General features: G+C 63.8%; 15 protein-coding genes. 9 read left to right on the forward strand and 6 right to left on the reverse strand.

Annotated features, from left to right (window positions below; genetic code table 11):
- Window positions 1-30 precede the first annotated feature (30 nt).
- Window positions 31-522, reverse strand: a complete 492-nt coding sequence (gene ilvN, locus AX767_RS20645) for an acetolactate synthase small subunit (RefSeq protein ID WP_068633138.1) — start codon at window positions 520-522, stop codon at window positions 31-33.
- A 105-nt stretch (window positions 523-627) separates the two neighbouring features.
- Window positions 628-2412 (reverse strand): acetolactate synthase 3 catalytic subunit, encoded by a 1785-nt coding sequence (locus AX767_RS20650; protein WP_068633140.1) that lies wholly within the window; start codon window positions 2410-2412, stop codon window positions 628-630.
- 261 nt (window positions 2413-2673) lie between these two features.
- Between AX767_RS20650 and AX767_RS20655 the strand changes: the two genes are divergently transcribed.
- The 6 genes from AX767_RS20655 (at window position 2674) to AX767_RS20680 (ending at window position 6000) form a co-directional block, all read left to right on the forward strand.
- Window positions 2674-3240, forward strand: coding sequence for an RNA polymerase sigma factor (locus AX767_RS20655; protein ID WP_068633142.1), 567 nt, complete (start codon window positions 2674-2676; stop codon window positions 3238-3240).
- Window positions 3237-3668, forward strand: coding sequence for a DUF3619 family protein (locus AX767_RS20660; RefSeq protein WP_068633144.1), 432 nt, complete (start codon window positions 3237-3239; stop codon window positions 3666-3668). Before AX767_RS20655 ends, AX767_RS20660 begins: the two co-directional genes overlap by 4 nt.
- Window positions 3669-3880: 212 nt before the next feature.
- Window positions 3881-4408 carry a DUF3106 domain-containing protein gene (locus AX767_RS20665; RefSeq protein WP_168164846.1) on the forward strand — a complete coding sequence of 176 codons (528 nt, stop codon included), beginning with the start codon at window positions 3881-3883 and terminating at the stop codon, window positions 4406-4408.
- Window positions 4409-4420: 12 nt separating this feature from the next.
- Entirely contained in the window at window positions 4421-4987 is a 567-nt protein-coding gene (locus AX767_RS21475) for an RDD family protein (protein ID WP_068633149.1), read from the forward strand.
- Window positions 4984-5382 carry a diacylglycerol kinase gene (locus tag AX767_RS20675; protein ID WP_068633151.1) on the forward strand — a complete coding sequence of 133 codons (399 nt, stop codon included), beginning with the start codon at window positions 4984-4986 and terminating at the stop codon, window positions 5380-5382. Before AX767_RS21475 ends, AX767_RS20675 begins: the two co-directional genes overlap by 4 nt.
- A 27-nt stretch (window positions 5383-5409) precedes the next feature.
- Complete coding sequence (locus tag AX767_RS20680) at window positions 5410-6000, forward strand: TIGR00730 family Rossman fold protein (protein ID WP_068633153.1); 591 nt, start codon at window positions 5410-5412, stop codon at window positions 5998-6000.
- Here the strand turns inward: AX767_RS20680 and AX767_RS20685 are convergent.
- On the reverse strand, window positions 5997-6335 hold the full coding sequence (locus AX767_RS20685) for a P-II family nitrogen regulator (protein ID WP_068633155.1): 339 nt from the start codon (window positions 6333-6335) through the stop codon (window positions 5997-5999). The genes AX767_RS20680 and AX767_RS20685 overlap by 4 nt on opposite strands.
- Before the next feature lie 11 nt (window positions 6336-6346).
- A complete protein-coding gene (locus tag AX767_RS20690; protein ID WP_068633157.1) occupies window positions 6347-8026 on the reverse strand; it encodes an NAD+ synthase in 1680 nt (559 codons plus the stop codon).
- 112 nt (window positions 8027-8138) lie between these two features.
- On the opposite strand from AX767_RS20690, the gene AX767_RS20695 reads away from it, so the two are divergent.
- The 3 genes from AX767_RS20695 to AX767_RS20705 are packed head-to-tail and all read left to right on the forward strand — an operon-like array spanning window position 8139 to window position 10748.
- Window positions 8139-9047, forward strand: a complete 909-nt coding sequence (locus tag AX767_RS20695; protein ID WP_237288511.1) for a DMT family transporter — start codon at window positions 8139-8141, stop codon at window positions 9045-9047.
- 50 nt (window positions 9048-9097) lie between these two features.
- A complete protein-coding gene (locus tag AX767_RS20700; protein WP_068633160.1) occupies window positions 9098-10309 on the forward strand; it encodes a GNAT family N-acetyltransferase in 1212 nt (403 codons plus the stop codon).
- Window positions 10310-10361: 52 nt separating this feature from the next.
- Complete coding sequence (locus AX767_RS20705) at window positions 10362-10748, forward strand: FHA domain-containing protein (protein ID WP_068633162.1); 387 nt, start codon at window positions 10362-10364, stop codon at window positions 10746-10748.
- Window positions 10749-10751: 3 nt separating this feature from the next.
- Here AX767_RS20705 and AX767_RS20710 read toward each other — a convergent pair whose 3' ends face one another.
- Window positions 10752-11204, reverse strand: a complete 453-nt coding sequence (locus AX767_RS20710) for a fasciclin domain-containing protein (RefSeq protein WP_068633164.1) — start codon at window positions 11202-11204, stop codon at window positions 10752-10754.
- A gap of 186 nt (window positions 11205-11390) precedes the next feature.
- Entirely contained in the window at window positions 11391-11930 is a 540-nt protein-coding gene (gene ppa / locus AX767_RS20715) for an inorganic diphosphatase (protein WP_068633166.1), read from the reverse strand.
- Between the last annotated feature and the right edge of the window lie 139 nt (window positions 11931-12069).

Raw genomic sequence — 12069 nt, forward strand, 5'->3', positions numbered from 1 at the left:
CGTTGAGTTTGAAATGGGTGAGGGGGAAATTCAGACGCGCAGGATGCGCTCGCCGCGGCCGATGCCACTGGCGCCGGTGCGCACGGTTTCGAGGATCGCGCTGCGCTCGATGGCCTCAAGGAACGCGTCGTTCTTGACGTGGTCGCCGGTGAGCTCGATGGTGTAGCTCTTGTCGGTCACGTCGATGATGCGACCGCGAAAGATCTCGGCCATGCGCATCATTTCTTCGCGCTCCTTGCCGACCGCGCGCACCTTGACCATCATGAGTTCGCGCTCGGTGTACGAGCCCTCGGTCAGGTCGACGACCTTGACCACTTCGATCAGGCGGTTCAGGTGCTTGGTGATCTGTTCGATCACCTCGTCGGAACCTGCGGTGACGATCGTCATGCGCGACAGGCTCGCATCTTCGGTCGGTGCGACGGTCAGCGATTCGATGTTATAGCCGCGGGCCGAGAACAGGCCCACCACGCGGGACAGTGCGCCAGGCTCGTTTTCGAGCAGCACGGCAATGATGTGTTTCATAAGCGAAGAACTCCTCTTTTCGCCGCCCTCCCCTGCGCACGGTAATGCGCGGGCTCGGCGGGCAATAGATTCGTCTTGAAAAAGTTGAGAAAAACGTCGCGCCGATCAGAGATCGGCGGGACCCAGCAGCATCTCGGTGATGCCAGCACCCGCCTTGACCATCGGGAACACGTTCTCGGTCGGGTCGGTTCGGAAGTCCATGAACACGGTGCGATCTTTCAGCTTGCGCGCCTCACGCAGCGCGGGCTCCACGTCTTGCGGACGTTCGATCAGCATGCCCACATGGCCATAGGCCTCGGCCAGCTTGACGAAATTCGGCAGCGCATCCATGTAGCTGTGGCTGTAGCGGCCGGAATACTCGATCTCCTGCCACTGCCGAACCATGCCGAGGTAACGGTTGTTGAGCGAGCAGATTTTGATCGGTGTGTTGTATTGCAGGCAGGTGGACAACTCCTGGATGCACATCTGCACCGAGCCCTCGCCCGTGATGGCGAACACCTCGGCCTGCGGCTTGGCCAGCTTGATCCCCATTGCATACGGAATGCCCACGCCCATGGTGCCGAGCCCACCGGAATTGATCCAGCGGCGCGGCTCGTCGAAGCGGTAGTACTGCGCCGCCCACATCTGGTGTTGGCCGACATCGGACGTGATGTATGTGTCGGCGTCCCGGGTCATGTTCCAGAGCGTCTCCACCACGAACTGCGGCTTGATCACATCGCCGTTGCCACGGTCGTACTTGAGGCAATCCTTGCTGCGCCACGCTTCGATCGTGGTCCACCAGCTGGACAGCGCACCAGCATCGGGCTGCGTGGTGCTTTCCTTGATCATGGAGATCAATTCGGTCAGCACATCCTTCACATCGCCGACGATCGGGATGTCGACTTTCACGCGCTTGGAGATGCTCGACGGATCGATGTCGACGTGAATGATCTTTCGTTCGTTCTGAGCAAAGTGCTTCGGATTGCCGATCACTCGGTCATCAAAGCGCGCGCCCAGGGCCAGCAACACATCGCAGTTTTGCATCGTGTTGTTGGCTTCGACCGTGCCGTGCATCCCCAGCATGCCGAGAAACTTGCGATCACTTGCCGGATAGGCGCCCAGGCCCATCAGCGTGCTCGTGACCGGGTAGCCGAGCATGTCGACCAGCGTGCGGAGTTCGTTGCACGCGTTGCCGAGCAACACGCCGCCGCCGGTGTAGATGTAGGGGCGCTTGGCGTTCAACAGCAGTTGCAGCGCCTTACGAATCTGTCCGCCGTGGCCCCTGCGCACCGGGTTGTACGAGCGCATTTCCACCTTCTCCGGATAGCCTGCGTAGGTGGTTTTCTTAAACGACACGTCCTTCGGAATGTCGATCACCACCGGGCCCGGACGCCCGGTGCGGGCGATGTGGAAGGCCTTCTTGATCGTCATCGCCATGTCGCGCACATCCTTCACCAGGAAGTTGTGCTTGACGATGGGACGCGTGATGCCGACGGTGTCGCACTCCTGGAACGCGTCGGTACCGATCTGCGCGGTCGAGGTCTGGCCGCTGATAACGACCAGCGGGATCGAATCCATGTAGGCCGTCGCGATGCCGGTGACTGCATTGGTCAGGCCCGGGCCGGAGGTGACCAATGCCACGCCGACTTCGCCGGTTGCCCGTGCGAACCCGTCGGCTGCATGCACGGCCGCCTGTTCGTGACGCACCAGCACATGCTGGATGGTGTCTTGCTTGTAGAGCGCGTCGTAAATGTAGAGAACCGCCCCACCGGGATAGCCCCACAGATATTCGACACCTTCGGCCTGCAGTGCCTTGACCAGCACTTCAGCGCCCATGAGCTCTTGAGATTGATTGCCCATCCCGGAGGATGCGGCTGCTGCAGAAGCGAGTTCTGCTTTCGAGATTTCCATGATGAACCTTTGGCGTTTTTTCGGGAACGAAAAACCTTGGGTGCTCCTTGCCAACCCTTGTGAGGCCGCGTCGGAACTTGAGGCCAAGGACATGAGCGGACTCGTAAACCGCCGGACCTGGACCCGTTTGCTTTTCGCCGTTTGACTTTTGACGGCAGCGCGAATTATGACATTGGCCGCGGAGGCATAATCCCCGGCGGCAAAAACACAAAGCAATCTCGAGACTGCATTCCCCACAGGCGCCTGTCGCGCCGGACCCGCTTGGCCACCGAAAAAGAACTCTCCGACTTCCTGAAAAGTGTCGAACGACGCGCCTTCAAACGCTCGATCTATCACGTTCGTGACGAGGAAGCCGCGCTCGACATCGTGCAGGACAGCATGATGAAGCTGGCCGAGCATTACGGGGACAAGCCGCCGAACGAGTTGCCCATGCTCTTTCAACGAATCCTTTCGAACTGCACGCTCGACTGGTTTCGCCGGCAAAAGACACGGCGCGCACTTTTTTCCAACCTGAGCGACTTCGAAGCGCCCGATGACGACGGCGAATTCGACCTGCTGGAGAACTTTGTTTCGCCGACGGACTCCAGGGAGACGGAGAGCGCCGAAGACACCACCCGGCGCGCACAGGTATTTCACCAGATTGAAGAAGAGATCGCGGCATTGCCGGGTCGTCAACGCGAGGCCTTTCTGATGCGTTACTGGGAAGAGATGGACGTCGCCGAAACCGCTGCAGCAATGGGCTGCTCCGAAGGCAGCGTCAAAACCCACTGTTCGCGCGCCGTCCATGCGTTGAGCAAGGCGCTCACGGCCAAGGGAATTTCGCTATGAACACTTCACTTCCAACCCCTTCCGCGGTCCTCGAAGACCGGTTCGCCCGTCGTCTCACGGCACGGCTCGAGCAGGGCAACGCCGAACTTTCCCACGACATCGGCGAGCGCCTGCGCGTGGCGCGTCAGCAAGCCGTCAGCCGCCGCAAGCTCGCGCCTCTGCTGCACGCCGCACCCGTTGTCGTCGCCGATGTCGGCGGCACCGCCACGCTCGGTGGCGGCTGGTGGACGCGCATTGGTTCGGTGGTGCCGCTGGTCGCCCTTGTGGCAGGTCTCATCACCATCAGCGTCATGCAGGATGACAACCGCGCCAGTGAGTTGGCCGAAGTCGATTCGGCGCTGCTCACCGGCGACCTGCCGACGGCTGCCTACACCGATCCAGGTTTCGCGCAATTCCTGAAAAACGACGACAAGGCGCCCACCCGCTGACGCCAGACTGCCCACGTTCCTGCATGCCATTTCGCCGTTCATCACGCGCTCTCGCGCCCATCTGCCCGCGCCCGCCTCTGTCGGGCGCATTTCTTTGGGCGGGCGCAGCGCTGGTCGGCGTCTGCTTCTTTGGCAGCATGGCCCATGCCCAGCGGCCCGGCGAAGGTGGCAGGGTCGCAACGCCAGCGGCGGTCACCTCTGCGCCCAAGGCAGTGGCACGGCCTGTCTGGACCGAACTCAACCTCTCGCAACAGTTGGCGCTGCAGCCGCTTTTGCCGGAGTGGGACAACCTGAGCACAGCGCACAAGCGCAAATGGCTCGCCGTGGTCCGCAACTACGCGAAGATGACGCCTGAAGAACAAACCGTCCTGCACAGCCGCATGACGGGTTGGGCGACGCTCACGCAGCAGCAGCGCGCGCAAGCCCGCCTGAACTTCGCCGACGTCAAGCAGCTGCCGGCCGACGAGCGCAAGGCCAAATGGGAGGCCTATCAGGCCCTTAGCGAAGACCAGCGGCGCGCGCTCGCCGAAAGCGCACCCGCACGACCCAGAGGCGCTGCGTTGCCGGCCAGGCCCGTTGCGGCGCAAAAGCTGTTTGCACCCGTACCCTCTCCAGTGACAGGTGCCAAGTACGCGCCGCGCATCCAGTTGGCGCCGCCGCCCGAGCCGCGCGTTACGTCGCCTGCGACAATGCCCGCTGCGCCGGTCAAAGTCACCGAACCCTCCTCGACGGCGCCCTGATCCACGCCGCCGATGACCGCCAGTTCTTCCGAAAAATCCAATCGAAATCAACCTCCAGCCCCCGCCCGCATCGCGCACGTGGTCACGGAAGCGACAACCCCCGGCCTCTGGCGCCGGATGGCTTGCTGGCTCTACGAAGGCATGTTGATGTTCGCCGTCGTCTTCATGGCCGGCTGGCTCTTCAGCACGCTCGGTCAGATGCGCAACGCGATGGACGACCGCCGCCACCTGCTGCAGGCCTTTCTGTTCGTGGTGTTCGGCGTGTACTTCGTCTGGTTCTGGATTCACGGCCAGACGCTCGCCATGAAGACCTGGAACATCCGCATCGTCGACACGGCCGGGCGGCCCATTACCCAGGGCAAGGCCTTGGGGCGCTACATCCTGAGCTGGGTCTGGTTTCTGCCGCCACTCGCCGCCATCGCGCCGTTCAAGCTGTCGGGCGGCGAATCGGCCGTGCTGATTTGCGGCTGGGTGATCGTCTGGGCCCTGCTGTCGCGCTTTCATCCGCAAAAGCAGTTCTGGCACGACGCCTGGGCCGGCACCCGGCTGGTCACCTCCAAACCCATGAGCCGCCAATGAGCGCCCTGCCCGACCCGGTCGTCAATCCGCAAAAGAGCCGAAAGGGCTTCGAGCGCGTTTTCCATGCCACGTTGATCTCGCTGCAGGGCCTGCGGGCCGGCTGGGACGAGCCGGCCTTCCGCCAGGAAGCGATTCTGGCGATTGTGCTGCTGCCGCTGTCGCTCTGGCTGGGCCGCGGCTGGATCGAAGTGGCCGTGCTCGCGGGCACGGTCGTGCTCGTGATGATCGTCGAGCTGCTCAACACCGCCGTGGAGGCCGCGATCGACCGGATCGGCCCGGAATGGCACGACCTTTCCAAGCGGGCGAAAGACATGGGCAGCGCGGCCGTGCTGCTGTCGTTGCTCCTGTGTGCCGGCACCTGGCTGGCGGCACTTTGGCAACGCTTCATGGCCTGAGTCACGCAGGCTTGGCATGATCGGGGGATGACCCCTGAATTTTCGATTTGCGTGTATTGCGGCTCGCGTCCCGGCGAGCGTCCCGAATATGCCGCGGCAGCCATCGCGGCTGGCCAATGGATCGGCCACAACGGTGGCCAGCTCGTCTACGGCGGCGGTCGCACCGGCCTGATGGGCACCGTGGCCGAAGCCACCCGCGCCGCAGGTGGCCGCGTGGTGGGCATCATTCCGAAGGCGCTGGTGGACAAGGAGCTCGCCAACACGCTGTGCGACGAACTCCATATCGTCGACACGATGCACGAGCGCAAGGCCATGATGGGCGAACGCGCCGATGCCTTCGTTGCGTTGCCGGGCGGCATCGGGACGTTCGAGGAGTTGTTCGAGATCTGGACCTGGCGCCAGCTGGGCTATCACGACAAGCCGACCGGCATCCTGAACGTGGCCGGCTATTACGACACGATGCTGGCATTCCTGGCGCACGGCGTGCGCGAGGGCTTCATGAGCGATTGGCAAATGAGCCTGGTGCAGACCGGCACCGACACCCATGCGCTGCTGGCGGCGCTGCGAGCCGAGGTGCCGCAACATCCGCGGGACGACCGGCTCGCCGAAAACCTCTAGATCGCAGATTCGTCGAGTTCGCCCGTGCGGATGCGCACGACGCGCTCGACGCTGGTGACGAAAATCTTGCCGTCGCCGATTTTCCCGGTGCGCGCAGCGTTGACGATGGCTTCGACGCAGCGATCAACGTCGACTGTATTCACCACGACCTCGACCTTCATCTTGGGCAGGAAATCGACCACGTATTCGGCGCCGCGGTACAGCTCCGTGTGCCCCTTCTGGCGGCCGAAACCCTTGACCTCGGTGACGGTGAGCCCGGTGACGCCGACTTCGGCCAGCGCCTCGCGCACATCCTCGAGCTTGAACGGTTTGACGATGGCGGTGATCTGCTTCATGGGTAGGGCCTTCAGGCGGTTTCGTTGAACTTGCTGGTGATAGGGTAACGCCAATCTTTGCCGAAGCTGCGGTGGGTGACCCGGATGCCGACCGGCGCCTGCCGCCGCTTGTACTCGTTCAGCTTGATGAGTCGCGCCACCCGCTCGACCACCGCGCGTTCGTAGCCTGCCGCGATGATCTCGTCGATGCCTTCGTCGTCTTGCATGTAGCGTGCCAGGATCCCGTCCAGGATGTCGTACGGGGGCAGGCTGTCCTGATCGGTCTGGTCCGGCCGCAATTCGGCGCTCGGCGGGCGCGTGATGATGCGTTCGGGGATCGGCTCCGTCCCGGTGCCGTACGGATCGTGCGCATTGCGCCAGCGTGCCAACGCGAACACCGTCGTCTTCAGCAGATCCTTGATGACCGCGAAACCACCCGCCATGTCGCCGTACAGGGTGCAGTAGCCGGTCGCCATCTCGCTCTTGTTGCCGGTGGTCAGCACGATGCTGCCGAACTTGTTGGACAGGGCCATGAGCAGCGTGCCGCGGATGCGCGCCTGCAGATTTTCTTCCGCCGTGTCCTCCGGACGTCCCTGGAATTCTTCTGCCAGCGCCGTCTTGAACGACTCGAAGGTGTCCCGGATCGAGATTTCGTCGTAGCGCACGCCCATGCGCCCGGCCATGTCGCGCGCGTCGATCCAGCTGATGTCGGCGGTGTAAGGCGACGGCATCATCACCGCGCGCACCTGGTCCTTGCCGAGCGCGTCGACCGCGATCGCCAGCACCAGCGCCGAGTCGATCCCGCCCGAGAGCCCGAGGATCGCGCCCGGAAAGCCGTTCTTGCCGATGTAGTCGCGCACGCCCAACACCAGCGCGTCCCACAGTTGCGCCTCGGCCTCGCGCGGCGCGGCGATCCCGGACGGCGTCGCCACGAATTCGATTGCGGCCTGGGTGCGCTTGGCCTCTGCGAAAACGAGTTGTTCCCGGAAGCTGTCGGCCTGCACCGCCAACCGCCCGTCGGCTTGCAGCACGAACGACGCGCCGTCGAACACCACCTCGTCCTGTCCACCGACGAGGTGTGCGTAGACCAGCGGCAAGTTCACCGCCCGCGCGCGGTCGGCCATGCGCGCGACACGCTCTCCTTCCTTGCCGACGTGGTACGGCGACGCGTTGATCACCGCCAGCACCTCGGCTCCGTCGTCCTTTGCGCGCTGCGCCGGCGCGTCGAACCAAGCGTCTTCGCAGATCAGCAGGCCGACGGAAATGCCGCCCACCTCAAACACGCAAGTGTCCTGTGCTGGCGTGAAATAGCGGCGCTCATCGAACACCTGGTAGTTGGGAAGTTCGCGCTTGGCGTAGGTCGCGACGACGCGGCCCGCCTTCAGCACGCTCGCGGCGTTGTGGCGGAACTGCACCGCGACCGAGCGGCTTTTCAGGCTGTTGCCGTGCGGATGGCCGACCACGACGAACATGTCTTGCAGATCGGCCAGCGCAGCCGCGATGCCGTGCACCGCCGCATCGCATGCTTCGGTGAAGGCGGGACGAAGAAACAGGTCTTCGGCCGCATACCCGGCGATCGACAGCTCAGGCGTGAGCAGCAGCCGGGCGCCTTCTGCGTGGGCCTGGCGTGCCACGCCGACGATCTTGTGCGCGTTGCCCGCGAGATCGCCGACGACGAAATTGAGCTGGGCAATGGCGATTTTCAAGGTCATGGTGAAGATGTTAGGCGGCGTGCGCCCGACGTGCAGGGCACAGGTCAGTCCGCAGCACGCTCCGTGCCCGGCTGTTACCCTCGTCGCGATGTCTGCAGTCACCCCGTCGACGATGGTCTCACCCACAACCGAAGCCAGCCGCAAGGCCTGGGCGCTGCTCGTTTTCACCACGCTGATCTGGGGGGCGAATGCGGTCGCGGCGCGCCTGGCGGTCGGTGAGGTGTCGCCGATGGCGATGACGGGCGGACGCTGGGTCATCTGCTGCGTCGCGCTCTGGCTGACGGCACGCGGCCAGATCCGGCAGCACCGGCGTGCGCTGTTGCCGCACTGGCGACGCATCGTGCTGATGGGCACCTTCGGCTTCACCGGCTTCAACGCGCTCTTCTACACCGCGGCGCACCACACGACGGCCATCAACATCGCGATCATCCAGGGCACGATTCCTGTGCTCGTGCTGGTCGGCAGCCTCTTTTTCTTTCGCACGCGCATCGGTTGGCTGCAAGCCGTCGGCGTGGCGCTGACGCTCGCCGGCATCGCGGTGGTGGCCTCGCGTGGCGACCTGGCCGTGCTGGCGCAACTCGCGTTCAACATCGGCGACGTCTGGATTTTGATCGCCTGCGTGCTCTACGCCGGCTACACGATGGGCCTGCGCGGGCGGCCCGCCGTGCCGGGCATCGTGTTCTTCGCGGCGATGGCGGCCGTCGCCTGCCTCAGTTCGCTGCCACTGCTGGCCTGGGAGGTGGCGAGCGGGCAGTTCATCGTGCCGACCGCCACGGGCCTCGCGTTGATGGCTTTCGTCGGCCTGCTGCCGTCCTTCGTCACGCAGCTCACTTTCATCCGTGCGGTGGAACTCATCGGCCCCTCGCGCGCCGGCGTTTTCCTCAATCTGGTGCCGATCTTCGGACCGCTGCTCGCGGTGATCGTGCTGGGCGAACCGCTCTCGCCGTACCACGCGGTGGCGCTCGTGCTGGTGCTCGGCGGTATCGCGGTGGCAGAACATTTGGGTGCACGCCGACGCTGATTCGTTTTCGTTTCTAAACTGGTGCCTCGACAGCTCCCAGAATCCCGCGTTTGACCGATCTCGTTCTCCACATCCACACCGCGCCATCGGACATCGATGCCGCCGCCTGGAACGACCTGCTCGCGCAGCAGGCGGCGCCCTCGCCTTTCATGCGGCACGAATACCTGGCCGCGATGCACGACAGCCAGAGCGCGACGCCCGAAAGCGGCTGGACCGCCGCCTTCGTGACCTTGAAGCGCGGCAAGCAACTCGTGGCGGCCTGCCCGGTCTACGTCAAGGACCATTCCTACGGCGAGTACGTCTTCGACTTTGCCTGGGCCAATGCCTACGAACAGAACGGCCTCTCCTACTACCCGAAAGCCGTGGTCGCGGTGCCGTTCACGCCCGTGCCCGGCGCACGCCTGCTGGCGCGCGACCCTGAGAGCCGGGCCTTGTTGGTGCACGGGCTCATCCAGTGGTGCAAGCAGGAATCGCTGTCCTCGCTGCATCTGCTGTTCGGTGCAGAAGACGACATCAAGGCCTGCGAAGACGCCGGTCTGATGCTCCGCCACACAGTCCAGTTCCACTGGACGCACGGCGGCTGGGCCGACTTCGAGGCGTTCCTTGCGAGCCTCTCGCACGACAAGCGCAAGAAGATCCGCCAGGAGCGCCGAAAGGTCGCCGATGCAGGTGTGACCTTCCGCTGGTCACGCGGCGCCGACATCACGCCGGCCGACTGGGATTTTTTCTACCTCTGCTACGCCCGCACCTACCGCGAGCACGGCAACGCGCCCTACCTCACGCGCGACTTCTTCCAGCGCGTGGCCGACACGCTGCCGCAAGCCTGGCTCCTGTTCGTCGCCGAGCGCGAGGGCAAGCCGATCGCGACGAGCTTGATCGCGCTCAGCGCCGACGAGCCGGGCGTGTCGTGCACCGCGGGGCCGAAAGTCGCGTACGGCCGCTATTGGGGCGCGCTGGAACGCGTCGATTGTCTGCATTTCGAGGCCTGCTATTACCGGCCGCTGCAGTGGTGCATCGACCACGGCGTGGAGCGCTTCGAAGGCGGCGCGCAGGGCGAACACAAGATGGCGCGCGCGCTGATGCCGGTCAAGACGACCAGCGCCCACTGGCTCGCCCACCCGTCCTTCGCGGACGCGGTCGAGCGCTTTCTGGAACGCGAAGACGCCGGCATCGACAACTACATGGCGCATCTGGATGAACGCAGCCCGTTCAAGGCCGGCCATATCGAAACCCATATGGTCGCCATACACAAAAAGGACTGACGCGGGCCGCGGCGCGATCTAGCATCCGCCGCGCAAACCGCCGGAGATTGCGATGCCCCGACTTATCGTCCTGCAGCAAGCAGGCGCCGCCAGGCAGATTCACCTCAACGAGTTTCCCTTCGTAGTCGGGCGCGCCTCGACCTGCGAACTCGTGCTCGAGAGCGCAGAGGTGAGCCGCGCGCACGCCGTGTTCGAGAGCGCCGACGACGAAGTTCGCGTGCGCGACCTGAGAAGCAACAACGGCACCCGTGTGAACGGAGAACGCGTCGACAGCTGCATCCTGGCCGACGGCGACGAGGTGCAGGTCGGCAAGTGCGTGATCCGCTTCCTGGCAAGCGGCGGCGAGGTGAGCGACGCCGAAGTGCTGCGCCTCATCACCGTGCCGGGCAAACTCACCGACCTCGAGCTGCGGAAGCTCGCACCCACCGAAAAAAGCTGAGCCTTACTTCGGCATCAGAACCGTGTCGATGGCGTGGATCACGCCATTGCTCGCCTTGACGTCGGCTGCCACGACCTTGGCACCGTTCACCGTCACGCCGCCGGACGTGGCCAGCGTGAGGCTGCCACCTTCCACCGTCTTCACCATGCCGGGCTTGACGTCCTTGGCCATCACCGCGCCGGACACCACGTGGTACGTCAGCACCTTGGTGAGCATGGCCTTGTCGGCGAGCAGCGCGTCGAGTTGCGCCTTGGGCACCTTGGCGAACGCAGCGTCGGTCGGAGCGAACACGGTGAAGGGGCCCGGACCTTTCAGCGTGTCGACCAGTCCGGCGGCCTGCACCGCGGTGACCAGCGTCTTGAAGTTTCCGGCCTTCACGGCGGTGTCGACGATGTCCTGCGCAAACGCAGTCACAGCACCGGTGGCAAGGGCAAGGGCGATCAAAGTCTTCTTCATGATTGGCTCCAAAAAGTGAGGATTAAGTCACACCAAAAAACTGGTGCGGTTTGAATATATACCAATCAGTCTCCTAAATACTATCTGGTCTTTTTTATAACCATTTGGTATTTTCGGAGCGATCGCCCAGCAAAAAGCGCCTGCATCTTGCGATGCAGGCGCCTCGGATTCAACCTCTCGCGAAGATCAGGCCGCGCCGAGCGGCTTGTACGCGGCGATGCCGTCAAGCACTTCCTTTTTGGCGGCTTCGATGCCTTCCCAGCCGAGGATCTTGACCCACTTGCCTTCTTCCAGGTCCTTGTAGTGCTCGAAGAAATGGCTGATGGCCTTCAGGCGCATCGGGTTCACGTCGTCGATCGACTTCCAGTGGCTGTAGATCGGCAGCACCTTGGTGGTGGGCACGGCCAGCACCTTGCCGTCGACGCCCGCTTCGTCTTCCATCATCAGGATGCCCAGCGGCCGGCATGGCACGACCACGCCCGGCAGCAGCGGATACGGCGCGATCACCAGTACATCGACCGGATCGCCGTCGCCGCTCAGTGTTTGCGGCACGTAGCCGTAGTTGGCGGGGTAGTACATCGCCGTCGTCATGAAACGGTCGACGAACAGCGCGCCGGATTCCTTGTCCACTTCGTACTTGATCGGGTCCGAGTTCATCGGGATCTCGATCACCACATTGAAGGCGTCGGGAACGTTCTTGCCGGGGGAAACTTTGTCGAAGGACATGTCTTTTGTTCGAGTGATGGAAAGGGACCGCGAAGGACTCGCGAGGATGCGGACAAACCCGAATTTTACTTTCCGCGTCACTCACCAGTCACACAGGGCGTGACTTTTGCCTGTAAATTGACTCCGTTGGCCAATCGGC

The organism is Variovorax sp. PAMC 28711 (assembly GCF_001577265.1).
Classification (GTDB): domain Bacteria; phylum Pseudomonadota; class Gammaproteobacteria; order Burkholderiales; family Burkholderiaceae_C; genus Variovorax.

Bases quoted from the DNA above. Each gene is read 5' to 3' on its own strand.
- AX767_RS20690 (WP_068633157.1), bottom strand. From the start codon at position 8,026: ATGACCTTGAAAATCGCCATTGCCCAGCTCAATTTCGTCGTCGGCGAT.
- AX767_RS20660 (WP_068633144.1), top strand. From the start codon at position 3,237: ATGAACACTTCACTTCCAACCCCTTCCGCGGTCCTCGAAGACCGGTTC.
- AX767_RS21475 (WP_068633149.1), top strand. From the start codon at position 4,421: ATGACCGCCAGTTCTTCCGAAAAATCCAATCGAAATCAACCTCCAGCC.
- AX767_RS20695 (WP_237288511.1), top strand. From the start codon at position 8,139: ATGGTCTCACCCACAACCGAAGCCAGCCGCAAGGCCTGGGCGCTGCTC.
- AX767_RS20650 (WP_068633140.1), bottom strand. From the start codon at position 2,412: ATGGAAATCTCGAAAGCAGAACTCGCTTCTGCAGCAGCCGCATCCTCC.
- ppa (WP_068633166.1), bottom strand. From the start codon at position 11,930: ATGTCCTTCGACAAAGTTTCCCCCGGCAAGAACGTTCCCGACGCCTTC.
- AX767_RS20685 (WP_068633155.1), bottom strand. From the start codon at position 6,335: ATGAAGCAGATCACCGCCATCGTCAAACCGTTCAAGCTCGAGGATGTG.
- AX767_RS20680 (WP_068633153.1), top strand. From the start codon at position 5,410: ATGACCCCTGAATTTTCGATTTGCGTGTATTGCGGCTCGCGTCCCGGC.
- AX767_RS20675 (WP_068633151.1), top strand. From the start codon at position 4,984: ATGAGCGCCCTGCCCGACCCGGTCGTCAATCCGCAAAAGAGCCGAAAG.
- AX767_RS20710 (WP_068633164.1), bottom strand. From the start codon at position 11,204: ATGAAGAAGACTTTGATCGCCCTTGCCCTTGCCACCGGTGCTGTGACT.
- ilvN (WP_068633138.1), bottom strand. From the start codon at position 522: ATGAAACACATCATTGCCGTGCTGCTCGAAAACGAGCCTGGCGCACTG.
- AX767_RS20705 (WP_068633162.1), top strand. From the start codon at position 10,362: ATGCCCCGACTTATCGTCCTGCAGCAAGCAGGCGCCGCCAGGCAGATT.